Raw genomic sequence first — 23,094 nt, 5'->3', positions numbered from 1 at the left:
ACGGCCAGTCCGTCGATTGGAGTCGACGGACTTGAATGAGGTCAAACATAATGGGACACCGCGTCCCACGCAACCCCTTCAGGGGCCTGATTTCAGGCCCGCCGCACCGGGATGATCTCGCGAACCTTCTCGTCTCGGAGATACAGACCCGCCCACATGACGATTCCGGTGTAGACGGCAAACAATGTCGCGCTCAGCAGAGGCTGTTCCGCTCGAAGGTTGGTCAACACGGCTCCGCCCAGGTAACCGGTGAGCAGAATCGCGCCGAGTATCGACGTTCGCGGAATCACGTACAGCGCAAGGCAGATCAGTTGCACCACCCCGGCCGTCAATGCCAGCGAGTCCGGCAACCCAAGTTCGGCGGAGGCGTCCTTGACGGTCTGAAGGTTGAGAATGTGAATGATGCCGTCGAAGAGCATGAAAACGACGAACAGCCCACTCAGGACGTATCCGACCTTGCGAGCCGTGGCCGAAGGTGTCGTCGTCGTGGCGTTACCGGAAACAGTTTCGTTGTGGACGGGCTGGGTGGTCATCGGATTCTCCTGGGGCGAAGGCGAGCGGCCTGTTGCCACTTCGCTTGCAATTACGACTCCCGAGCGATCGAAAACTCATCGCGCCGACCGTTACTGCACACCCGGCGTTCAGGACGATTCACCTCACGTGGTCTGATGGACGGTGACACGGGGTGCCGAAAAAGTCGGCTGAGATCAGACCCGATGAACCTGACCAGTTAGCACTGGCGGAGGGATGTCGACATGACCGAACAGCAATTTCAGCGCGCATTGAACCTCGACGAGCAGATCGTTCTGATCACCGGTGGCGCCCGCGGGCTCGGCGCCGCACTGAGCCGAGCATTCTTCCGCTCGGGCGCCCGCGTAATCGTGAACTACAACAAGAGCCGCGATGCCGCCGAGGCCCTGGTCGCCGAACTGGGTGAGGATCGCACCTTCGCAGTCCAGGCGGACGTGACGGACCGCAGTTCCGTCGACCAGTTGTTCTCCGCTGCACGCGAGAGATTCGACGCACCGATCTCGACCGTGGTCGACAATGCACTGGTCGACTTCTCGTTCAACGGCGATGCCCGGCCGAACGCGGACACGATCACCTGGGCCGACTTCGACTCTCAACTACGCGGAGCTGTTGCCGGAACACTCAATACCACCCAGGCAGGACTACCAGGCATGCGCGAACTCGGCTTCGGCCGAATCATCACTGTCGGAACCAATCTGGTCCAGAATCCGGTAGTTCCGTGCCACGACTACACCGCTGCCAAGGCCGCACTGTTGGCACTGACACGGACGCTGTCCGCCGACCTCGGTCCGGACGGGATCACAGTCAACATGGTCTCCGGCGGCTTGCTCCGCACCACCGATGCGAGTGCCGCGACACCGGAAGCAGTGTTCGACATGATCGCGGCAAGCACTCCCCTGCGCCGAGTCACGACGCCGGACGAATTTGCCGACGCTGCACTCTTTTTCGCCTCCCCATGGTCGCGGGCCGTGACCGGCCAGAATCTGGTTGTCGACGGCGGACTCGTCAAGAACTGATGGGCGCACAGCTACGGATAGGTGCGTTCCTACTCGGTTGCGGGCATCACAGTGCGGCGTGGCGACACCGCGACTCACCGGTCGAAAGTCTCGGTGACATCACGTATTACGAGTCGCTCGCCCAGATCGCCGAACGCGGCAAGCTGGACGCCGTTTTCTTCGCTGACGGTCACAGTGTTCGAGAACCCGAGTCTGGTGCGTCGTGGTTTCTCGAACCGATCACCGCGTTGACTGCCATGGCACGAGCGACGGCGAACGTCGGCCTGGTCACCACCATCTCCACGACCTTTTACACGCCATTCCACGCGGCACGACTTTTGGCATCGCTCGACCACATCAGCGGCGGACGGGCCGGATGGAACGTCGTGACCTCGATGTTCGACCAGGAGGCGCGCAACCACGGACTCGAGGCGATGCCCGATCACGCATCCCGATATGAACGAGCCGACGAATTTGTCGAAGTGGCCCTCGCATTGTGGGATTCGTGGTCGGAAGACGCGCTGATCCTCGACCGGGCGGGACGTTTTGCCGACGCAGGCAAGATTTCTCGCATCGATCACGACGGCAAGCATTTTCGTGTCGACGGCCCGTTGACGGTTCCTCGATCCCCGCAGGGCAGACCGGTTTTGTTTCAGGCCGGGGCGTCCGAGCAGGGTCGCGATCTGGCTGCGCAGCGCGCCGAGGCGATCTATTCGGTTGCCTACGACCTACCCAGCGCGCAGAGCTACTACGCGGACGTGAAGTCGAGAATCGAGCGCGCCGGCCGGGATTCGAACTCGGTCGCCGTCATGCCGGGGCTGGTCACCTACGTCGGAAGTACTGTCGCCGAGGCACGGGCCAAGAAGGCCGAACTTGATCGCCTGCTGCCCACCGAACAGTCGATACGCCAACTCTCGTTGTTCACCGGACAGGATTGCGAGGACTGGGATCTCGACGGGCCCGTGCCCCCGTTGCCTCCACTCGAAGCATTCAGCGGGCCGCAAGGACGCTACGCAACTATTCTGCGGATCGTCGAGAAGGACGCACCGACTGTGCGGGAACTCCTCGGGACGCTCGCTGCGGGTGGTGGCCACGCAACGATGATCGGCACACCGGAGTCGATTGCCGACGAGATGGAATCCTGGTTGAACGGCCGCGGTGCCGACGGTTTCAATCTGATGCCGCCGACGTATCCGCAGGGCCTGGAAGATTTTGTCGATCACGTGATTCCGGTGCTGCAGGCGCGTGGGTTGTTCCGACGCGAATACGAGGGAGCGACTCTGAGAGAAAACCTCACCTAGTCCGGCAGTAGCGGCACCGACAGGTCCGGATCGCGTCCCAGGAGCACTCCCCTCGTGAGAGCCGCCGAGCCGAACTTCTTCCGGACGCTGTCCATCGCCGAGTCGAGGGCGGCAGTGTCCGGACCCGCGAATCCTGGACCGTCGAAGGGCAATTCGAGTTGTTCGGCGCGGTCCCGATCCAGGTTGGAGACAGCGACACCGATCAACGTGATGCCCTTGTCCGCGATCATCGGTATCGCTTCGTCCAGCAGCACCATCGAGGCGTTCAGCAATTCCGCTGTGTCGGCGGTGGACCGGCGCAGCGTGTGAGATCGAGTTGCCCGCGTGAAATCCGCGAAGCGAAGCCGGAGCGTGACCGTGCGCCCCGTCCGCTGCGCCGAACGCATGCGTCGACTGACACGATCGACAAGGGACATCAACGACGCATCGAGTTCTGCGCGGGAATGGGATCCGCGACCAAGCGCATGCTGAGCACCCATCGAACTGCGGCCATGATAGGCGCGGACGGGGCGCGGATCTCGATTGTGCGAGAGCGCGTAGAGATGGCGACCGGCGCCGCCCCCGAGAATCGAGACGATCGAGGATTCGTCGTGCCGAGCGATGTCACCCACCGTCACGATGTCGAAGTTTCGCAACTTCTGGGCCGTGATCTTGCCGACGCCCCACAGCTTCTCGACCGGCAACGGATGCAGGAATTCGGTCTCGCCCTCCGGCGGCACTCGCAGCAATCCGTCGGGTTTCGCGAATGCACTCGCGACCTTGGCCAGGAACTTGGTGCGTGCGATCCCGACCGTGATCGGTAGTCCGACCTGCTCGGCCACGTCGCGTCTGAGGTTGGCCCCGATCTGCAGCGGGTTTCCCACGATTTTGGCCAGCCCGCCGACCTCGAGAAAGGCCTCGTCTATGGAGATTCCTTCGACCAGCGGCGACGTGTCGTGAAAGACGTCGAACACGTCCTTGCTCGCCTGCGAGTACGCCGACATTCGCGGGGGAACGACGATTGCCTGGGGACACAGTGATCGAGCCTGACCACCACTCATCGCAGTTCGAACCCCGAATGCCTTGGCCTCGTAGCTTGCCGCCAGGACCACGCCACCACCGACGATGACCGGTCTGCCCGCCAGAGTCGGGTCGTCACGTTGCTCGACCGATGCGTAGAACGAATCGAGGTCCGCATGGAGGATCGTTGCGTCACCCGTAGGTCGACCACCCCCAGGATGATTACCGCCAGAACGAGCACCGCCAGGGTGATTACCTGGCGTTTCTCGATCCAGCGGTTCATGCGACACGAACATATGTTCCCATGCGCCACCGACACAACGAAAGGCCGCAAATAGATTCCATGGAATTGATCACGAATCGGGCGTACGGTGAAAGAATGATTCCACGGAATGCATATCGGTTCGGGGTCTGCTCATGACGGGGTCGGACCTGAGCGGTCACTTCGACAACCTCGTCCGCTTCGAAACCGAACTGTGGACGGCCGTCGACCAGCGACTCCGAATCGAGCACGACCTGCCACTGAGTCGATTCGAGCCGATGCAGATCATCGACAGGCTAGGTTCCTGTCGGGTCTTCGACATTGCCGAAGCCCTCGCGATCACCGTCGGTGGCACGAGCAAATTGGTGGATCGGATCGAGTCCTCGGGGCACTGCCGTCGACAATCCAATCCCGCCGACAAACGATCCTCACTCATCGCGTTGACCCCCGACGGCATTGGCCTGTTGCAGCGGGCGAAGGCCACGTTCGACGACGAACTGGCACGCCGTCTCGGTTCCGTGCTGACGCCCGAGGCTCTCGATCGGTTCGGCGCCACACTGGCCACGCTGCGCGAAGCCAACCGCCGACTGACACTCATCACCAAGGAGAAAGCATGACCGACACAATGCGCGCAATCGTGCTCGACGCCCCCGGCCCGCCAGAAGCATTGACGATCAAGGAGATTCCCATACCCGCGCCTACCACCGGCTGGGTACTGGTCCGTGTGAAGGCCTTCGGCCTCAATCGATCCGAATTGCACACCAGGCTCGGCCTCGCCGAAGGCGTGACGTTCCCGAGGGTGCTGGGCATCGAGGCCGTCGGCGAAGTGGTGAACTGCCCCGGCGGCGAGTTGACCGAAGGGCAGCAGGTCGCCGCCATGATGGGCGGGATGGGTCGGGTCTTCGACGGCGGATATGCCGAGTACACATGCGTTCCCGTCAGCCAGGTCGTTCCCTTCTCCAGCAAACTGGACTGGTCGACAGTGGGAGCTGTTCCCGAGATGCTGCAGACGTCGTACGGCTCTCTGACGGTGGGACTGGATGCGAAATCCGGTCAATCCTTGTTGATCCGGGGAGGAACCTCCTCGGTCGGCATGGCAACTGCAGTCCTGGCGAAGCAGTGGGGACTCACTGTCCTTGCGACCACCCGAGATGCGAGCAAAGCGTCGTCGTTGACCGCGATCGGGGTCGACCACGTTGTCCTCGACGACGGTGCCGTGGCAGGCCAGGTGCGAGACATTTTCCCGGACGGTGTTGATCTGGCTCTCGAATTAGTCGGAACACCAACACTTCCCGACACGTTGCGCGCCACTCGCGTTCACGGGACCGTGTGTTTCACGGGCATGTTGTCCAACGAGTGGACAGTCAAGGACTTCTATCCGATCGACTACATTCCACGCGGAGTGCGATTGACCTCGTACGGCGGGGACGCGTCCGACCTGCCTGCCGACGTACTGCAAGACTTCCTCTCCGCTGTCGCGTCAGGCGAGGCGGTGGTACCGATCGACGAGGTGTTCGCATTCGAGGACATCGCGCAAGCGCATGCCAAGATGGAAGCCGGTACGGCTCGTGGCAAATTGGTGGTGATGATCTGACCTGGTTTCTCACACCTGGTTTCTCACACCACGAATCGATAACCCATCCCCGCCTCGGTGATCAGATGCTTGGGGTTGGCCGGGTCGTCCTCGAGCTTGCGACGAAGTTGAGCCAGGTAGACACGCAGATAGTGAGTCTCGGTGTCGTAAGCCGGTCCCCACACCTCCCGAAGCAATTCCTTCTGCCCGACCAGCTTTCCGCGGTTGCGCACAAGCATCTCGAGCATGCCCCACTCGGTCGGAGTCAGGTGCACCTGTTCACCGCGCCGACTGACCGTTTTGGCAGCCAAGTCCACCGTGAACGACGCGGTCTCGACCGACGGTTCCGAGGTGTCGGCCGCCGAGGTTCCACGCCTCGCCGCTGCGCGCACGCGGGCCAGAAACTCGTCCATCCCGAAGGGCTTGGTGACGTAATCGTCGGCACCGGCATCGAGGGCCTCGACCTTGTCCGCGGAGTCGGTGCGCGCCGACAGCACGATGACCGGCGCCGTGCACCAGCCACGCAGGCCTGCAAGTACTTCGGTGCCGTCCATGTCCGGCAGTCCGAGATCGAGAATCACCACGTCCGGCGGCCGTTCCGCTGCAGCGCGCAGGGCCCCTGCTCCGGTGGACGCCGTCACCACGTCATATCCACGCACAGTGAGGTTGATGCGTAGTGCCCGCAAGATCTGCGGTTCGTCGTCGACAACCAGTATCCGGCTCATGACTCGCTTCCATTCGTTCCTGCACCGGCCAGTTCGACCATCATCGTCAACCCACCGCCCGGAGTGTCGGTGGCACTGACCGTTCCGCCCATCGCGTCGACAAATCCACGAACCACGGACAGCCCGAGGCCCACTCCGCCGGTGTTGTCGCGATCTCCCATCCGCTGGAACGGCTCGAACATCGATTCGGCTTCACCACGGGGTACACCGGGGCCGGTATCTGCGACGGTGATGACGGTGCGGTCTCCGACGCGTGCTGCTCCCACTCGCACCGGTGTTGTGCCGCCGTACCGCAATGCGTTGTCGACGAGGTTGGCGATCACTCTCTCGAGCAAACCCTGATCGGCTTGCACGGCAACAGTACCCACGTCGACGATCACACTGTGGGACCGGGAGTCCGACCGGCCGCCGATGCCTAATCCAAGCAACGCCCGGTGAACAACTTCGTCGAGGTACACCGCCCGCAACGTCGGCTTGACCACTCCCGCAGCCAGTCTGGACGAATCAAGAAGGTTGCCGACCAGCGCGGTCAACTGATCCGCAGACTCCTCGATGGTGGCCAGTAGTTCTGCCGTGTCCTCAGGTGAGAACTCGATGTCGTCGCTGCGCAAGCTCGACACAGCAGCCTTCACGCCGGCAAGCGGTGTCCGAAGGTCATGGCTCACAGCCGAAAGCAATGCTCGGCGCAGTTGATCAGCCTCGGTCAATGCAGCCGCCTTGCTCGCTTCGACCGTGAGCTTGTCCTGACGGATCATGCCGACCGCCTGGTGCGCGACAACGGTCAACACCCGACGATCACGCGCACTCAACTCCGGCCCCGACAGCATCAGTGCGTATTCGCCGTCGTTTACCTCGCACACGGAATCCGCGTCAGCTTCACGTGCCGGCGGTTCTGCACCCACGGCCGCGACTACGCCATCCTCATGATGCACCACCGAAACCCCACGTTGACGGTAGATTTCACGAGCTTTCTCGAGCAGCGTGGACAGGTCAGCACCGCGGAGAACCGACCCCGCAAACAGTGTCAGAAGTTCCGCTTCCTCCGAAGCGCGCTTCGCTTCCCGAGCTTTTTTGGCGGCAGCGTCCACCAGAACGGCCACTGCCACAGCCACTATCAGCAGCACCACCGTCGTGATGAAGTTGTCGGGTTCGGCGATCGTGAAGCTGTACCTCGGGTCGGTGAAGAAGTAATTGAGCAGCAGTCCCGATAACAGAGCAGACAGCATTGCCGGCCCGACACCACCGAGCAGCGCGACCAGAACCACCACCACGAAGAACAACGCATTTTCGCCCTGCACACCGGAGATCCGGTCGATCAGACCCATGAGTCCGGCTGCGGCCGTCGGAACCACCACTGCCGCAATCCACGACAGCAAGCGGTACTCGGATCGGCCGAACAACGAGATCCGCCGACGGACGGTCGTTTCCTCATGGGTGACCATGTGAACGTCGATGCCGCCGGACTGCTGAACCACCGCGGCGCCGATCCCCTCGTCGAGGATGCGCGCCAGCCGAGAACGTCGAGACGTTCCCAGAACCAACTGTGTGGCGTTCTCCTCGCGGGCGAATTCGAGAAGCGTCGACGGTACGTCGTCACCGACAACGGTGTGAAGCGTGGCGCCGACCCCGACGGCCAACGCGCGCACCTTGCCCATTTCCGGGGCCGAGACGCCGGTGAGTCCGTCACCGCGCACGACGTGGACCACCATCAGCTCGGCACTCGATTTCGACGCGATACGGGATGCGCGTCGTACCAGCGTTTCCGACTCCGGTCCCCCGGTCACGGCAACGACGACACGCTCGCGAGCCTCCCAGGTATCGGTGATCTTGTTCTCGGCCCGGTACTTCGCCAGGGCGGCGTCCACCTGATCGGCCACCCACAGTAGAGCCAGTTCGCGTAGCGCCGTGAGGTTTCCGCGTCTGAAGTAGTTACCCAATGCCGCATCGACACGCTCCGGCGAATATACGTTGCCGTGAGAAAGTCTGCGGCGCAGCGCCTCCGGAGTGATGTCGACCAGCTCGACCTGCGCCGCACTACGCACTATCGCGTCCGGAACCGTCTCCTGCTGAACCACGCCGGTGATGTGCGCGACAACGTCGTTGAGGCTTTCGAGGTGTTGCACGTTGACCGTGGACAGGACGTCGATCCCGGCTTCGAGCAGTTCCTGCACGTCCTGCCAGCGCTTGTGATTCTTACTCCCCGGCGTGTTGGTGTGTGCCAACTCGTCCACGAGGACAAGGGCCGGCCGCCGAGCCAACACGGCCTCGACGTCCAGTTCCGGCATCCGTGTTCCGCGATAGTCCACCAGCTTCGGCGGAATGATCTCGAGGTCACCGATCTGCGCCGCCGTGCGGGCGCGGCCGTGTGTCTCCACAACGGCCGCGACCACGTCACAGCCACGATCTCGACGTCGATGAGCCTCACCGAGCATCGCGAAGGTCTTTCCGACGCCGGGGGCAGCGCCGAGGTAGATACGCAATTCACCGCGTTTGCGTGCCCTACCGAAAGATTGACCGACCTTCTCCGAAGAACTCACGTGACAATCATCCACCAGTCGTCGGCGCAGCACACGTAGGTGCCGTCAATCCGAGTGCCAGGTTCAATTCCAGGACGTTGACTCGCTCGGCTCCGAGAAATCCGAGTTGCCGACCGTCGGTGTGCTCAGCCACCAAGTCCCGCACCTGGTCTTCCGAGATGCCGTTGTTCGCCGCCACCCTCGCGACCTGCAGCTCGGCGTACGCCGGACTGATGTGGGGATCGATACCCGAGCCCGAACCGGTGACTGCGTCGACGGGAACCGATGCCGGGTCGACGCCCTCACGTGCCGCGATGGCCGCCCGGCGCTCGATGATGAATCCGGCCAGAATCTCGCTGCTCGGCCCCTGGTTGGACGGCAGTGCCGCAGCGGGATCACCGGTGGCAAAAGGATCCTCGTCCGAAACGGATCCGACAACGCGGTTGTGGAAGAACGGGTCCTGCTGCCCTTCGGCAACCTGCGGATCAACACCCACCCAGGCACTGCCGACCACGCAACCGGCGGCATCAGTGACCGGTGAGCCTTCGGCAGATCCGGAGCTGATCCGGCTGACCCCCCACACCGCGGCGGGATAGATCACACCGAGAACGACCGTGAGTGCAAGTAATACGAGCAAACCCGCCCACACCTGTTTGGCAAAACCGATAGTGAAACGCATGTCAGGTCACCCAATTCCAGGAATCAAACGCACGACGAGATCGATCAACCAGATACCGACGAACGGTGTGATCACACCGCCGAGACCGTAGACGAGCAGGTTACGTCCGAGCAACTGCGATGCTGTCGACGGTCGGTATCGAACACCCTTGAGTGCCAACGGAATCAACCCGATGATCACCAAGGCGTTGAAGATCACGGCCGAGACGATCGCCGATTCGGGGGTGGCGAGCCGCATGATGTTCAACGCGTCCAGCTGCGGGTAGATGCCGCTGAACAATGCCGGCAGGATTGCGAAGTACTTCGCCAGGTCGTTCGCCAACGAGAATGTGGTCAAGGCGCCGCGGGTGATCAGCAATTGCTTGCCGATTTCCACTACCTCGATCAACTTGGTGGGATCGGAATCGAGATCGACCATGTTCCCGGCCTCTTTGGCTGCCGAGGTTCCCGTGTTCATCGCGACCCCGACATCCGCCTGGGCAAGGGCGGGCGCATCATTGGTCCCGTCACCGGTCATCGCGACGAGACGTCCGCCTTCCTGCTCCTTCCGGATCAGGGCCAGTTTGTCTTCCGGGGTGGCCTCCGCCATGAAGTCGTCGACGCCCGCCTCATCGGCAATCGCCTTCGCGGTCAACGGATTGTCGCCGGTGATCATGATCGTGCGAATACCCATCGCCCGGAGTTCGGCGAACCTGTCAGCCATTCCCGGCTTGACGACGTCGGACAACGCGATCACGCCGAGGATCGAGGTGCTCTCACCGTGCTTGACGGCAACTACCAGTGGTGTTCCGCCGGCTTCGGCGATGTCGTTCACGGTATCGGTCACCGCGGTCTCTGCATGTCCACCGCCACTGACGACCCAGTTCATCACCGCATCTGCTGCACCCTTTCGGATTTGGCGTCCGGAGTGGTCGAGTCCGCTCATCCGCGTTTGTGCCGTGAAGGGAACGAACTCGGCGCGTTCCTCGTCGAGCGTCGGTTCGGCCGCGAGAGAGAACTCTGCTGCGCACAACTCGACGATGCTCCGTCCCTCGGGAGTTCCGTCAGCCAGGCTCGACAAGCGCGCTGCCGCAGCAAGATCGTCGGCGGATACGCCGGGTGCCGGGTGGAGCGCGGTCGCCCGGCGGTTGCCGAAGGTGATGGTTCCGGTCTTGTCCATCAACAGGGTGTCGATGTCGCCCGCAGCTTCCACGGCACGCCCCGACATCGCGAGAACGTTGCGCTGGACGAGGCGGTCCATGCCCGCGATACCGATCGCCGAGAGCAGCGCTCCGATGGTCGTCGGGATCAGGCAGACGAGGAGTGCGATCAGCTTGATCGGATCCTGCTCGTGCCCCGCGTACAAGCCCATCGGGCCGATGGCTACGACGGCGAGGAGGAAGATGACCGTCAACGACGCGAGCAGGATGTTGAGCGCAATCTCGTTGGGTGTCTTCTGACGCGAGGCGCCTTCGACGAGCGCGATCATCCGGTCCACGAACGAACTGCCCGGGGCTGCGGTGATTTCCACGACGATCCGGTCGGAGAGAACCGTCGTACCACCGGTGACGGCGCAGCGGTCGCCACCAGATTCACGGACTACCGGGGCGGATTCACCGGTGATCGCCGATTCATCCACGGAGGCAATACCTTCGACCACGTCGCCGTCGCCGGGGATGACCTCGCCGGCAACCACGATCACCCGGTCGCCGACCACCAGTTCGGTGCCGGAAACCGATTCGATCGCGCCGCTCATCGTGATCCGATGTGCTGTGGTGTCCTGCTTGACCTTGCGCAGGCTGGCCGCCTGAGCCTTGCCTCGCCCTTCGGCCACGGATTCGGCTAGGTTCGCGAAGATCACCGTGAACCAGAGCCACAGGGTGATCACCCATGAGAACACCGAGGGATCGGCGATCGCCATGACGGTGGTGATGACGGAACCGACGAACACCACGAACATGACCGGGTTACGCGCCAAGTGGCGTGGATCGAGTTTGCGTACGGCCCCCGGCAACGCGGTGATCATCTGCCGCGGGTTGAATACGCCTGCGTGTACTTGACGGGACTGCCCTGGATCAACCTTGCCGGCAGCGTCTTGCGCTACCACGGGTTTCTCACTGATACGCACGGTCATTGAAGAGCCTCCGCTAGCGGGCCCAGCGCGAGGGCCGGGAAGAATGTAAGTGCAGCAACAAGAACGACGGTTCCGGTCAACAGGCCGGTGAACATCGGACCGGATGTGGGGAGGGTGCCGGCCGTCGGCGCCACCTTCTTCTGAGAGGCCAGCGCACCGGCCAGAGCGAGAACGAAGATGATGGGCAGGAATCGGCCCAGAAGCATGCAGATTCCGAGAGACGACTGGAACCAGTCGCTGGTGACGGTCAGACCGCCGAACGCGCTGCCGTTGTTGTTCGAGGCGGAAGCGAAAGCGTAGAGCACCTCGCTGAACCCGTGGATCGATCCCGGCGTGCCCGGATCTCCCCCGTTGCCTTGATAACCGGTGGTCGAACCGAGGATCACGGTGATGGCGGTACCGATCAGGACCAGTGCGGGCATGACCAGGATCGACAGCGCCGCAAGGGTTATCTCGCGACGACCCAACTTCTTGCCGAGGTATTCGGGCGTGCGACCGACCAACAGTCCGCCGACGAACACTGCGATCAGCGCCAGCACAAGAATCCCGTAGAGGCCGGTTCCGACTCCGCCCGGCGCGATTTCGCCGAGCAACATGTTGAGCAGGACCGCGCCGCCGCCGAGGGGCGACATGCTGTCGTGGGCCGAGTTCACCGCACCCGTCGACGTTCCCGTAGTCGCCACCGCGAACAATGCCGATCCGGGGATTCCGAAGCGAACTTCCTTGCCCTCCATCATCGAACCAGCTGCTGTGGCGGCAACACCGCGTGCGCCGGATTCGGCAGCGAGCGTCACCGCGAGCAGTCCGCTCCACAGGATTCCCATCACTGCGAGCAGGGTGAGGCCTTGCCTACGATCACCGACGAGAGTTCCGAATGTTCGTGTGAGGCAGACCGGAATCAACAGGATCGCCAGAATCTCGACGATATTGCTCAGCGGGGTGGGGTTCTCGAACGGGTGCGCCGAGTTGGCAGCCAAGATCCCGCCGCCGTTCGTGCCGAGTTCCTTGATCGCTTCCTGGGACGCGACGGGAGCTAGTGCATTGGTCACCGCATTGCCGTCGAGGCCGGTGGAGGCGAAACCGCTGTGGAACGACTGGATCACTCCCTGGCTCAACAGGATCAGGGCGATCACGAAGGAGAACGGGAGGAGGATGCGCAGAGAACCACGCGTCAGATCGACCCAGAAGTTGCCGATTTCGCCGCCCCGGGCAACCCGAATGAAGCCACGAACCAATGCGATGGCCACCGCCATCCCGACTGCGGCAGAGACGAAGTTCTGCACCGCCAGGCCGACGGGCTGAACGAAGTTGCTCATCGTCGTTTCCGGCGTGTACGACTGCCAGTTCGTGTTCGCCACAAAGGAAATCGCGGTGTTGAAGGCAACGGCAGGGCTGACGCCGGACAGTCCGTCACTCAGCGGTAGTACACCCTGAATCCGTTGGAGAAAGTACAAGAACAATGCGCTCGCCAACGAGAATCCGAGAACGCTTGCGGCGTAGCCGTACCACGTCTGCTCGGCCCGCGAGTCGATCCGGCCGACGCGGTAGATCACACTCTCGACCCGCAGATCTCGCGTCGACGTGTAAACGCGTGCCATGTAGTCGCCCACCGGAACGTAGGCAATTGCCAGAACGGCGAGGACAAAAGCGATCTGCAGGCCGGCTGCAAGAGCGGGCGACATCAGAACCTCTCAGGATCTACGAGTGCAACGAGTAGATAAATGACCAATGCCGCGGCGACGGCGATCAGAACCACGCTGACCACACCGGCAACCGTCATTTGGGAGCGCTCGCCTGTAGGGCGCGCAGCACCAGCGCGCACACGAGAAAACCACCGAGAATCAGAGCAACGTAGGCCAGATCGGCCATGAGCTTCCCTCTTCGAAATCTTTTGCCGTGCTGCTGTGCATCGCAGCCATGACGCTCGGTCGCCCTCGACCGGATGCGCTCTCTCAGCTTCGACCTCCAGAGAGGCCGATTCCGTGTCTCTGACGATCCACTTACGCACTGACCTGGCGTCTTGACGCGATCTTGACGCGGAACCCAAGTTCGCTGATACTGAAACAAGTTACTGTTCGTTCGAACGAACAGTTTTGCGAAGGGAACCTGATGACTTCTCGAACCGACCACGATCTCGCCCCCGGCCTTGTCGACCAGGTTGCGAGTCTGGCTTCGGGTGCTACCTCGTCCGTCGCGGCCACGGAGGCAACGCTGAGCCGGATCGAGGCCACTCAGCCTCACCTCAATGCGTTCAAGATCGTGCGGCGCGAGAAGGCACTCGAAGAAGCTGCCGAGGCCGACAGGCGTCTCGCACTCGGCGAGCGCCTACCTCTTCTCGGCGTGCCGATCGCAGTGAAGGACGACGTCGACATCACCGGCGAACCCACCGCCTTCGGTTGCCCTGGCGATTTCCCGGCCAAGACCGAGGACTCGGAGATGGTTCGACGCCTCCGCGACGCCGGCGCAGTGATCGTGGGCAAGACCAACAGCCCGGAACTGGGCCAGTGGCCGCTCACGAGCGGTTCAGCCTTCGGTTACACGCGCAATCCGTGGTCGCGTCACCACACTCCAGGCGGATCGTCGGGCGGCACCGCGGCGGCCGTCGCTGCCGGATTGGTCAGCGCCGGAATCGGTTCCGACGGAGCCGGTTCCATCCGAATCCCCGCGGCCTGGACCAACCTCGTCGGAATCAAGCCGCAGCGCGGGCGCATCTCCACCTGGCCCGACGCCGAAGCCTTCTACGGCCTGACGGTCAACGGCCCGCTCGCTCGCACCGTCGCCGACGCGGCACTGCTGCTCGACGTCGCTGCCGGCAACCACGACGGCGATCTCCACAAGCCGACACCGGTCACCGTCAGCGACGCGGTGGGACGCGACCCCGGAAAGCTGAAAATCGCTCTTTCCCTTCGTAATCCGTTCACCGCCACTCCTGTGAAGCTGGACCCGGAAGTGTGCCTGGCCGTGCATTCGATCGCCGACACGCTGCGGGAACTCGGACACCACGTCGTCGTCGACGATCCCGCATACGGCCTGATCTTCGGCCTGAACTTTCTGCCCCGCTCACTCGTCGGGGTCCACGACTGGCTCGGACGCGTTCCCGACCCGACACTGGTCGATGCCCGAACACGCGGAAATGCACAGAACGGCAAGCTACTTCGTGGTGCGCCACTGCGCGCGGCCCGCGCGGCCGAACCGCGGATGCGAAAGCGGATCGGAGCGATCTTCGACACCTACGACGTCGTCCTGGCACCCACGACGGCAACTCCACCGATCATGGCGACCGCGATCGACGGCATCGGTGGTTGGGACACTGACAAGGTCATGACCGGCGCCTGCCCGTACGCGTGGCCGTGGAACGTCCTCGGCTGGCCCTCGGTCAACGTGCCGGCCGGATTCAGCAAGGCCGGCCTGCCCATCGGTGCGCAGTTGATGGGCAACGAGAACACCGAACCTCTGTTGGTCTCCCTCGCTTCACAATTGGAATCGGTCCTGCGTTGGGATCAGGTCCGACCCGAGCCGTGGTGGTGACCCGATGAGTAACCGGGACGTTCGCGAGCGAATACTCGACGCCGTTCTGCACGTCGTCGGTACCGACGGCATCCCGGGTGTGAGCAACCGGCGCATCGCCGCGCAGGCCGGCGTCTCACTCGGATCGATCACGTATCACTTCGCGAGCCAGTCGGACATGCTCCGCGCTGCTCTGTCTCGTTTCGTGACAGACGAGACGACGCGCCTGCGCGCCTTGGCCGAGGAGTACCGCGACAAAGGTCTCAGCGTCGAGGATGCCGCGGCAATAGCTGAGAAGGTGACGCGAGATCTTTCGTTCTCGGCCGAGCGGATCGCGCCGTTCGAGATGTACATCGCCGCCGGCCGCGACCACGAACTCCATGAAGTGGCGGTCGAATGCTTTGCCGCCTACGACGATTTGACCGTCACGATTCTGACGGCACTCGGCGTACCGGATCCCGAATCGATTGCATCGACTCTCGTTGCCGTCATCACTGGACTCCAACTCCGACGCCTGGCCACCGGCGTCGACGAGCAGGACATCGGCGCGGCGATCCTCAGGGTCCTCCGGCCCCTGTGAGTGGTTAGGCAGTCCCTGGACTCCCTAACCGCTCACGGGGCCGGAGGCCCTAGAAGCCCAGCCGGCCGAGCTGCTTCGGGTCGCGCTGCCAGTCCTTGGCGACCTTGACGTGCAACTCCAGGAAGATCCGCACACCGAGCAGCTTCTCGATCTGCAGGCGCGCACTGGTACCGACTTCCCGCAGACGCGCTCCGCCCTTACCGATGACGATGCCCTTCTGGCTGGGCCGCTCGACGTAGAGCAACGCATGGACGTCCAGCATCTCGCCCTGCTTCTCGGTGCGTCCTTCGCGCGGGATGACCTCCTCGATCACCACGGCCAGGGAGTGCGGCAATTCCTCACCGAGACCCTCGAGCGCAGCCTCACGGATGAGTTCGGCCATGAGCACCTCTTCGGGCTCGTCCGTCAATTCACCGTCCGGGTAGAAGGCCGGGCCCTCGTCCATCAGACCGGCGAGGACGTCGACCAGGATCTCGACCTGTTCGCCCGACTTCGCGGACACCGGAACGACCTCGGATTCGGGACCGAGCAAGGTGGACAGCGCAAGCAACTGCTTTCCGACGGCGTCGCGGCTGACCTTGTCGATCTTGGTGACGATGCCGACCAGCTTGGTCTTGGGCGCCATCTGACGGATCTGCTGCACGATCCAGCGGTCTCCGGGCCCGATGGCCTCGTCGGCCGGGATGCACAGGCAGATGACGTCGACCTCGGAGTACGTGTCACGAACCAGGTCGTTGAGGCGCTGCCCGAGCAATGTGCGCGGCTTGTGCAGTCCAGGGGTGTCCACCAGGATCAGCTGCGCATGCTCGCGGTGAACGATGCCACGAATCGTATGGCGCGTCGTCTGCGGGCGCGAGGACGTGATCGCGATCTTGCTGCCGACCAACGCATTGGTCAGCGTGGACTTACCCGTATTGGGTCGACCCACGAAACACACGAAGCCTGACCGGAATTCGTTCTTGCTCATAACTGCTCCTCGCTGAACACTCGCTCAGTCATCGGTGTCTTCTGTCTCTTCGTCTTCGGACCGCGGGATGCGCTGCACGAACACCGTGCTGATGCGTACCCGGCCTCGGCCCGTGTTGGTTCCCTCACCGCGCAGGATCAAACCGTCGTATTCCACCTCGGAACCAGGAAGCGGAACTCGGCCGAGTACGTATCCGATCAGCCCGCCGACGGTCTCCACCTCGTCGAGTTCGAGTTCGAGATCGAACAATTCGCCGAGGTCTTCGATGGGAAGCCTCGCGGATACGCGGAACATTCCGTCGCCGAGATCCTCGATGGGCGGCGTCTCGTCCTCGTCGTACTCGTCGGCGATCTCACCGACGATCTCTTCGATGACGTCCTCGATCGTGACCAGCCCGGCGATTCCGCCGTACTCGTCGACGAGGATCGCCATGTGATTGCGGTCGCGCTGCATCTCGGCCAGCAAGCTGTCGAGTGGCTTCGAGTCGGGAACGAAGACCGCCGGCCGCATGACGTCGCAGACGTTGACGTTCCGGCCGCCGTCGGGCAGGTGGTAGGTCTGCTTGACCAAATCCTTGAGGTAGACGACACCGAGCACGTCGTCGACGTTCTCCCCGATGACCGGCAAGCGCGAGTGACCACTGCGCACGGCCAACGACGTCGCCTGTCCGGCATTCTTGTCATTTTCGATCCACACCATGTCGGTGCGAGGCACCATCACCTCGCGTGCCGACGTGTCTCCGAGTTCGAAGACGGACTGGATCATTCGGCGTTCTTCGTCGGCGACGACGCCGCGTTCCTGCGCCATGTCCACGAGTTCACGCAACTCGATTTCCGAAGCGAACGGACCGTTGCGGAAGCCCTTACCCGGGGTCAAGGCGTTACCCACGAGGATCAGGACGCGACTGATCGGCCCGAGCAGAACACCGATCCACAGCAGTGGCAACGACGCGGCCATCGCGATGGAGTACGCATGTTGGCGCCCAAGCGTTCTCGGTCCGACGCCGATGACCACGTACGAGACGAGAACCATGATCACCGCGGTGACGGTCAGCGCCCAGCCCAACGAGAGGATGTCGATCAGACCGCCCACGAGTACGACGGTGGCCGTGATCTCGCACAAAATGCGAAGCAGGACCATCAGGTTCACGTATCGCGGACGATCGGTCAGAATGCGCTGCACGCGCGCGGCGCCGGCTCGCTCTTCCTTTGCCATCTCGTCGATGCGCGCCGACGAAATGGTGTTGAGCGCCGAGTCGACGGCCGCGAAGACACCACCGACCGGGACAAGAGCAATCGCCAGAACAAAGAGCGCTATGGCGCTACTCACTACAGAACCCCCGGATGCCTGTTATCGGTCCACTCCGTCGACGAAACCGGTCTTGCCGAGCAGCTTCTGATCGCGTTCGGCCAGTGCTGCTTCGCGGTCGATACGGCGAAGGTCTTCGTACCACTCTTCGAGGAGGCTGTTCTGCAAGCCGAACATCTCCTTCTCCTCTTCCGGCTCCGCGTGGTCGTAGCCGAGGAGGTGCAACACACCGTGGACGGTCAGGAGGGCAAGTTCGTGGGCCAGTGAATGCCCGGCCTTGTCAGCCTGATCCGCGGCAAAAGACGGACACAACACGATGTCGCCGAGCATCGACGGTCCAGGCTCCGCGGAATCAGGACGGCCACCCGGCTCGAGTTCGTCCATCGGGAACGACATGACGTCGGTCGGGCCCGGCAGGTCCATCCAGCGAACGTGCAGATCCGCCATCGTCGCGGAGTCGACGAGAACCATCGACAGCTCGGCCGCCGGATGGACATCCATCCGAGCGATCACGAAACGGGCAACGCTGATCAACTCCGGTTCGGAGATGTCCATGCCCGATTCGTTCGAGACCTCGATGCTCATGTGCGACGCTCTTTCCTGGGAAAAGTAGGGGTTGATGCGTCGATCAGCCTACCGTCGCGGTGAATGAGCATGTGCAGCGCGGCGCTGCGCCCGGTTTCCGACGGCCAACTCGCCGGACCGATCCGATTCGTGACGCTCGTAAGCGTCGACGATGTGGGAGACCAGCCGATGACGTACGACGTCACTGCTGTCGAGGGTGGCGAAATGAATATCGTCGATCCCGGTGAGGATTTCGGATGCCGCACGCAGACCCGAACGGGCCCCACCAGGTAGATCGACCTGGGTCACGTCTCCGGTGACCACGATCTTGGAACCGAACCCGAGACGGGTCAGGAACATCTTCATCTGCTCGGCCGTGGTGTTCTGCGCTTCGTCCAAGATGATGAAGGCATCGTTGAGCGTCCGGCCGCGCATGTAAGCGAGCGGAGCGACCTCGATGACTCCGGCCTGCATCAACTTCGGAATCGCCTCGGGATCCATCATGTCGTGCAATGCGTCGTGCAGCGGGCGCAGATACGGATCGATCTTCTCGTGCAGCGTGCCGGGCAGAAAGCCCAGTCGCTCGCCGGCCTCGACTGCCGGCCTGGTCAGGATGATCCGAGAGACCTGCTTGGCCTGCAACGCCTGAACGGCCTTGGCCATGGCGAGGTAGGTCTTGCCGGTACCGGCCGGGCCGACTCCGAACACGATGGTGTTCTCGTCGATGGCGTCGACGTAGCGTTTCTGGTTGAGGGTCTTGGGCCGAATCGTCTTGCCCCGACGCGAAAGAATGTCGAGGGAGAGCACCTCGGCCGGAGACTCGCCGACCTCGTTGGTGAGCATGCCGATGGTTCGTCGAACAGCATCCGGTGCGATGGGTTGCCCCCGACCGGCCAGCGACGCCAATTCACTGAACACACGTTCTGCCAGCGCAACGTCTGCAGCCGTCCCCGACAAGGAGATGGTTCCGCCACGTACGTGAATGTCGGCACGAAGCTCACGTTCGATCGCGGTGAGATTCTCGTCCGTCGCCCCCAGGATTTGGCGCACGGTCTCCGGCGCCAGATCCATACTCGAACGGACGGTGCGCTCTGCGGGCAGAGCGCGATCGGTGATGGTGGTTACACGGTTCCCGTCGAGTTCACTGTGTTCACTCACGTGGTGAATATGGCCTGCTTTCTGGTCCGATCAGCCCACTCGACTCGTGAGCCTCGATACTTCGAAGTCTAGCGCCAGAGTCGGACACGGCCCACTTGTTAATCGTCCCGGCCTAATCCTCGCGGCGACCGGACGGCAGCGATTCTCGGATCCATTCCGACGCTTGGGCGACGACCTCGGCGCTTCTGTCCGGACTGATACCCGCGATGACCAGGCATACGGCGGCAAAGGATTCGCCAGAGTCGGTGATGAGCCCACTGTTGGCCTGATCGAACAAAGTGATCGTGATCGCCTCGGTCATCGCTACCAGAGTCTCGGCCGGCAGGTATGTCGAGAAGGTGCCGTCACGCTGACCTCGCTCGACGACGCTGACACTCACGGCGCGCGCGGGCTCCATCAAATCGAGAATCCGCTGCTCCCCCAACTCTTTGCGGGCAAAGCTGAGCAGCATCCGGAATCGATCGCCGACCGGCCATGACAGCAATGCCAGAACGGCAGTCGCCAGATCCGGGCGCTCGGGCGGCTCACCGGCTTGGCTCAGCGCAGCAACGAGATCGGTCGACGCCTCGTCCACGATGCCGTTGATCAGCGCCTCACGGCTGTCGAAATGCGCGTACACGGTTCGTCTGACCACACCGGCAGCCTTTGCTACGTCGTCCATGCTCGCATCCGGATCAGCAGCGAACGCCGTGATCGCCGCCTCGATGATGCGATTGCGATTCGCCGCGGCCTGACTACGACGCTGCCTTCCGCCCGATTCGGCAGTTCCCGAAACGACTGTGCCCGAATGCGTCAACGCGCGTTCCACCTCTTTCGACTGCCCAACTGTGATCTAGGTCAATCATAGTTGCACATCGATGTGCAAGTTATTAACTTACACATCAGTGTGCAAATAGATCGAGGAGTCTCTTCGATCATCAGGAACGGAGTCGCGTCATGACGACACTCATGAGCAAACCTGTCTCGGAGATGGACCAGCCGTACTCACGGCGGTGGGCCGCGCTCGGGGTGTTGTGCCTGAGTCTGCTGATCGTCGTGATGGCGAATACCGCGCTGATCGTCGCGGCGCCGGACATGACCAGAGACCTCGGGCTCACCAGCACGCAACTGCAATGGGTCATCGACGGCTACACAGTCCCCTACGCCGCGCTGATGTTGCTGTTCGGCGTGATCGGTGACAAGTACAGTCGCCGCGGAGCGCTTCTGGCCGGACTCGCCGTGTTCGCCGGCGGCGCCGTCTTCGGCAGTATCGCGGACACCACCAACGCCGTCATCGCGGCACGAATGATCATGGGCGTCGGCGCCGCGATCATCATGCCCGCGACGCTTTCGCTTCTGGTCGCGACCTTTCCCAAGGCGGAGCGATCACGCGCCATCGCGGCGTGGGCGGCGACGTCGGGTCTGGCGATTGCCCTCGGCCCGCTGTTGGCCGGATGGATTCTCGACAGCCATTCCTGGAGCATCACTTTCCTGATCAACGTCCCGATCGCCGCAGTCGTTGCCGTCGCCGCCGTAATCCTGGTGCCGCCGAGCAAGGCCGAGCACCTGGGCCGGATCGACTGGATCGGCGGCGCACTCTCGGTGGTCACCATCGGATCGCTCGTGTACTCGATCATCAACGGATTCCACTTCGGGTGGACCGGCGGACCCATCGGCGCCGCCATGCTCGCTGCGATCGGCCTCGTCTCGTTCGTCGTCTGGGAACTGCGTCACCCGCAGCCACTGCTCGACGTCCGCAAACTCGGCCAGCGCATGGTCGGCGGCGCGACACTCGCCGTACTTCTGCTCTTCCTGGCCGCCTTCGGTGCCATCTACTTCATCTCACAGCAGTTCCAGTTCATCCTCGGCTACGGCGCACTCGAAACCGGTGTTCGTCTGCTGCCCTTGGCAATTGCCGTTTCGATCGGCGCCGTGGTCAGTGGCCGGATCACTCCGCTGATCGGCGTCCGGGCATCCATCGTCGGCGGCATGGTCGTCGCCGCGGTCGGTGTTCTGATTCTCACGCAGGTAGACGGCGATTCGGGCTACTGGATGTTCGCTGTCCCACTGATCCTGCTCGGCCTGGGCATCGGCTTGAGTGAACCGCCGGCCACCGACGCCATCATGGACAACTTCTCCGAGGACGATCTCGGCGCTGCTGGTGGCCTCAACGACACCGCCATCGAACTCGGCGGCTCTCTGGGAATCGCGATCCTGGGCTCGATCCTCGCTGCGAGCTACAAGGATTCGATCGCAGGATTCATCAGCGGTATGCAGGTTCCACAGTTGACGGGTGAGCTGGCGCAACAGGCCGCGTACGCGATGGAGGTGTCGGGAGAATCCGTCGGCGGCGCTTCGTTGGTCGCCGAAGAGATGGCAGGCAACCCCTTGGCTGCAGCTCAGGCAGCGCCGTTGCTCGACGCCGCCGGCAGTGCCTACGCCGACGCGATTTCGGCGGCCAGCTGGGCGGGCGGCCTTGCACTGTTCGTGGGGGCAGTTGTCGTGGCGTTCATCCTGCCGGGCAAGAAGGCCCCTGTGCAAGAAGGCCCCGTGTCAGTCTGACGTGCTCGGAGCCAGCGGGTCTTCGGCGAGAACCAACTCGCGGGAGACCCGCCAGGACTCGGTCGAGGGTGAGAGAAATGCGTCGTGCCCTTCGCCCTCGATCACACGCAGTGCCACGGGATCACCAGCCGCTTCGGCAGCCTTCGCATACCGGGAGCTCACCTTGGCCGGCACCTGCAGATCCTCCGCACCCGTGACGCACACAACGGGAACGCCGATCGGCAGTCGATGCTGTGGCGACGCATTGCGATACAGATCCGGGTCCGCTTCGAACGGAACGCCGAACAGATCCTCGATGAAGCTGATCCGTCGTCCACGCTCGCCTGCCGACGCCAGATCGAGTGCGGCAGCCTGCGCGATTACCCGTTCAGGCCGGGTGAACGTGTCCTTCTCTCCCGCCAGCCACACTGCAAGATGTCCGCCGGCCGAATGCCCGAGCAGGCGAATCTGATTCAGATCGAATTCGGCCGAGGACTTCGCGGCAACCAGTCCGGGGATTTCGTCGTACGCCGTTTTCACGTCGGCGGACATTTCCGGCCAACCACCGCCCGCCCCGAGGCGGCGGTATTCGATGTTCCACACTGCGACGCCGTGCCGCGCGAGTTCGACGGCAAATGCGGTGCCCAGATTCAATCCGTACTGCCCGCTCCAGAAGCCGCCGTGGATCTGCATGACGATCGGGATCGGGCCGTCAACCGCCTCGTCGGGAACGTAGAGATGCCCGAACTGTTGCTCGTGTCGGCCGTACGGAATCTTGAATCGAGGCACCGAGGAAA

Annotated in this window: 21 protein-coding genes and 1 riboswitch; of the genes, 7 read left to right on the top strand and 14 right to left on the bottom strand. The window is 63.0% G+C overall.

The genetic code is table 11. The features are described 5' to 3' along the window. Positions 1-92 precede the first annotated feature (92 nt). Positions 93-533 (bottom strand): DoxX family protein, encoded by a 441-nt coding sequence (locus QMA15_RS05240; RefSeq protein ID WP_279163962.1) that lies wholly within the window; start codon positions 531-533, stop codon positions 93-95. A gap of 138 nt (positions 534-671) precedes the next feature. Beyond that, positions 672-765, top strand: a riboswitch (TPP riboswitch). Between QMA15_RS05240 and QMA15_RS05235 the strand changes: the two genes are divergently transcribed. Together QMA15_RS05235 and QMA15_RS05230 are read left to right on the top strand one after the other, a co-directional pair. Continuing rightward, positions 756-1,547 (top strand): 3-oxoacyl-ACP reductase, encoded by a 792-nt coding sequence (locus QMA15_RS05235; protein WP_290283742.1) that lies wholly within the window; start codon positions 756-758, stop codon positions 1,545-1,547. It overlaps the preceding riboswitch by 10 nt. Then, entirely contained in the window at positions 1,547-2,827 is a 1,281-nt protein-coding gene (locus QMA15_RS05230; RefSeq protein WP_019749007.1) for an LLM class flavin-dependent oxidoreductase, read from the top strand. Before QMA15_RS05235 ends, QMA15_RS05230 begins: the two co-directional genes overlap by 1 nt. Here QMA15_RS05230 and dinB read toward each other — a convergent pair. Next, positions 2,824-4,122, bottom strand: a complete 1,299-nt coding sequence (gene dinB / locus QMA15_RS05225; RefSeq protein WP_279163963.1) for a DNA polymerase IV — start codon at positions 4,120-4,122, stop codon at positions 2,824-2,826. The genes QMA15_RS05230 and dinB overlap by 4 nt on opposite strands. 121 nt (positions 4,123-4,243) lie before the next feature. Between dinB and QMA15_RS05220 the strand changes: the two genes are divergently transcribed. Further along, positions 4,244-4,705, top strand: coding sequence for a MarR family transcriptional regulator (locus tag QMA15_RS05220; protein ID WP_092763357.1), 462 nt, complete (start codon positions 4,244-4,246; stop codon positions 4,703-4,705). Further along, complete coding sequence (locus QMA15_RS05215) at positions 4,702-5,682, top strand: zinc-binding alcohol dehydrogenase family protein (protein WP_279163964.1); 981 nt, start codon at positions 4,702-4,704, stop codon at positions 5,680-5,682. Before QMA15_RS05220 ends, QMA15_RS05215 begins: the two co-directional genes overlap by 4 nt. Before the next feature lie 23 nt (positions 5,683-5,705). Here the strand turns inward: QMA15_RS05215 and QMA15_RS05210 are convergent, their stop codons facing one another. Genes QMA15_RS05210 through kdpF form a run of 6 tightly spaced genes read right to left on the bottom strand, consistent with a single transcriptional unit; the run spans position 5,706 to position 13,473 of the window. Beyond that, the gene (locus QMA15_RS05210) at positions 5,706-6,386 is read right to left on the bottom strand and encodes a response regulator (protein WP_019749011.1); all 681 of its coding nucleotides are present in this window, start codon (positions 6,384-6,386) and stop codon (positions 5,706-5,708) included. Continuing rightward, positions 6,383-8,923, bottom strand: coding sequence for a sensor histidine kinase KdpD (locus QMA15_RS05205; protein WP_020908184.1), 2,541 nt, complete (start codon positions 8,921-8,923; stop codon positions 6,383-6,385). Before QMA15_RS05205 ends, QMA15_RS05210 begins: the two co-directional genes overlap by 4 nt. A 7-nt stretch (positions 8,924-8,930) precedes the next feature. Next, positions 8,931-9,581: a potassium-transporting ATPase subunit C gene (locus QMA15_RS05200; RefSeq protein WP_019749013.1), complete on the bottom strand. Its 651-nt coding sequence runs from the start codon at positions 9,579-9,581 to the stop codon at positions 8,931-8,933. Between the two features lie 6 nt (positions 9,582-9,587). After that, complete coding sequence (gene kdpB / locus QMA15_RS05195) at positions 9,588-11,693, bottom strand: potassium-transporting ATPase subunit KdpB (protein WP_279163965.1); 2,106 nt, start codon at positions 11,691-11,693, stop codon at positions 9,588-9,590. Beyond that, a complete protein-coding gene (gene kdpA / locus QMA15_RS05190) occupies positions 11,690-13,375 on the bottom strand; it encodes a potassium-transporting ATPase subunit KdpA (protein WP_020969964.1) in 1,686 nt (561 codons plus the stop codon). The genes kdpB and kdpA overlap by 4 nt, the downstream gene beginning before the upstream one ends. Then, a complete protein-coding gene (gene kdpF, locus QMA15_RS05185; protein ID WP_007731078.1) occupies positions 13,375-13,473 on the bottom strand; it encodes a K(+)-transporting ATPase subunit F in 99 nt (32 codons plus the stop codon). The genes kdpA and kdpF overlap by 1 nt, the downstream gene beginning before the upstream one ends. 329 nt (positions 13,474-13,802) lie before the next feature. On the opposite strand from kdpF, the gene QMA15_RS05180 reads away from it, so the two are divergent. Beyond that, a complete protein-coding gene (locus tag QMA15_RS05180; protein WP_279163966.1) occupies positions 13,803-15,221 on the top strand; it encodes an amidase in 1,419 nt (472 codons plus the stop codon). A 4-nt stretch (positions 15,222-15,225) separates the two neighbouring features. Then, complete coding sequence (locus tag QMA15_RS05175) at positions 15,226-15,780, top strand: TetR/AcrR family transcriptional regulator (RefSeq protein ID WP_019749017.1); 555 nt, start codon at positions 15,226-15,228, stop codon at positions 15,778-15,780. Between the two features lie 49 nt (positions 15,781-15,829). Here the strand turns inward: QMA15_RS05175 and era are convergent, their stop codons facing one another. From era to QMA15_RS05150, 5 genes are all read right to left on the bottom strand, one after another. Next, entirely contained in the window at positions 15,830-16,747 is a 918-nt protein-coding gene (gene era, locus QMA15_RS05170) for a GTPase Era (protein ID WP_019749018.1), read from the bottom strand. Positions 16,748-16,771: 24 nt separating this feature from the next. Then, complete coding sequence (locus QMA15_RS05165) at positions 16,772-18,076, bottom strand: hemolysin family protein (RefSeq protein WP_019749019.1); 1,305 nt, start codon at positions 18,074-18,076, stop codon at positions 16,772-16,774. 21 nt (positions 18,077-18,097) lie between these two features. Next, the gene (gene ybeY, locus QMA15_RS05160) at positions 18,098-18,640 is read right to left on the bottom strand and encodes an rRNA maturation RNase YbeY (protein ID WP_279163967.1); all 543 of its coding nucleotides are present in this window, start codon (positions 18,638-18,640) and stop codon (positions 18,098-18,100) included. A 48-nt stretch (positions 18,641-18,688) separates the two neighbouring features. Next, positions 18,689-19,690, bottom strand: a complete 1,002-nt coding sequence (locus QMA15_RS05155) for a PhoH family protein (protein ID WP_223304543.1) — start codon at positions 19,688-19,690, stop codon at positions 18,689-18,691. A gap of 199 nt (positions 19,691-19,889) precedes the next feature. Then, entirely contained in the window at positions 19,890-20,585 is a 696-nt protein-coding gene (locus QMA15_RS05150) for a TetR/AcrR family transcriptional regulator (protein WP_279163968.1), read from the bottom strand. Between the two features lie 128 nt (positions 20,586-20,713). On the opposite strand from QMA15_RS05150, the gene QMA15_RS05145 reads away from it, so the two are divergent. Continuing rightward, positions 20,714-22,318, top strand: a complete 1,605-nt coding sequence (locus QMA15_RS05145) for an MFS transporter (RefSeq protein WP_279163969.1) — start codon at positions 20,714-20,716, stop codon at positions 22,316-22,318. On the opposite strand, the gene QMA15_RS05140 is transcribed toward QMA15_RS05145, so the two are convergent. Beyond that, positions 22,310-23,086, bottom strand: a complete 777-nt coding sequence (locus QMA15_RS05140) for an alpha/beta hydrolase (protein WP_021333395.1) — start codon at positions 23,084-23,086, stop codon at positions 22,310-22,312. The two genes, QMA15_RS05145 and QMA15_RS05140, sit on opposite strands and share 9 nt — an antisense overlap. Between the last annotated feature and the right edge of the window lie 8 nt (positions 23,087-23,094).

The organism is Rhodococcus sp. APC 3903, assembly GCF_030407755.1.
GTDB classification, from domain to species: Bacteria; Actinomycetota; Actinomycetes; order Mycobacteriales; family Mycobacteriaceae; genus Rhodococcus_F; species Rhodococcus_F erythropolis.
Note: the sequence above shows the minus strand (reverse complement) of the source record. Positions and strands in the feature narration are given on the sequence as shown.

Coding starts and splice junctions, on each gene's coding strand:
- QMA15_RS05240 (WP_279163962.1), bottom strand. CDS start 533: ATGACCACCCAGCCCGTCCACAACGAAACTGTTTCCGGTAACGCCACG.
- QMA15_RS05235 (WP_290283742.1), top strand. CDS start 756: ATGACCGAACAGCAATTTCAGCGCGCATTGAACCTCGACGAGCAGATC.
- QMA15_RS05230 (WP_019749007.1), top strand. CDS start 1,547: ATGGGCGCACAGCTACGGATAGGTGCGTTCCTACTCGGTTGCGGGCAT.
- dinB (WP_279163963.1), bottom strand. CDS start 4,122: ATGTTCGTGTCGCATGAACCGCTGGATCGAGAAACGCCAGGTAATCAC.
- QMA15_RS05220 (WP_092763357.1), top strand. CDS start 4,244: ATGACGGGGTCGGACCTGAGCGGTCACTTCGACAACCTCGTCCGCTTC.
- QMA15_RS05215 (WP_279163964.1), top strand. CDS start 4,702: ATGACCGACACAATGCGCGCAATCGTGCTCGACGCCCCCGGCCCGCCA.
- QMA15_RS05210 (WP_019749011.1), bottom strand. CDS start 6,386: ATGAGCCGGATACTGGTTGTCGACGACGAACCGCAGATCTTGCGGGCA.
- QMA15_RS05200 (WP_019749013.1), bottom strand. CDS start 9,581: ATGCGTTTCACTATCGGTTTTGCCAAACAGGTGTGGGCGGGTTTGCTC.
- kdpB (WP_279163965.1), bottom strand. CDS start 11,693: ATGACCGTGCGTATCAGTGAGAAACCCGTGGTAGCGCAAGACGCTGCC.
- kdpA (WP_020969964.1), bottom strand. CDS start 13,375: ATGTCGCCCGCTCTTGCAGCCGGCCTGCAGATCGCTTTTGTCCTCGCC.
- kdpF (WP_007731078.1), bottom strand. CDS start 13,473: ATGACGGTTGCCGGTGTGGTCAGCGTGGTTCTGATCGCCGTCGCCGCG.
- QMA15_RS05180 (WP_279163966.1), top strand. CDS start 13,803: ATGACTTCTCGAACCGACCACGATCTCGCCCCCGGCCTTGTCGACCAG.
- QMA15_RS05175 (WP_019749017.1), top strand. CDS start 15,226: ATGAGTAACCGGGACGTTCGCGAGCGAATACTCGACGCCGTTCTGCAC.
- era (WP_019749018.1), bottom strand. CDS start 16,747: ATGAGCAAGAACGAATTCCGGTCAGGCTTCGTGTGTTTCGTGGGTCGA.
- ybeY (WP_279163967.1), bottom strand. CDS start 18,640: ATGAGCATCGAGGTCTCGAACGAATCGGGCATGGACATCTCCGAACCG.
- QMA15_RS05155 (WP_223304543.1), bottom strand. CDS start 19,690: ATGGATCTGGCGCCGGAGACCGTGCGCCAAATCCTGGGGGCGACGGAC.
- QMA15_RS05145 (WP_279163969.1), top strand. CDS start 20,714: ATGACGACACTCATGAGCAAACCTGTCTCGGAGATGGACCAGCCGTAC.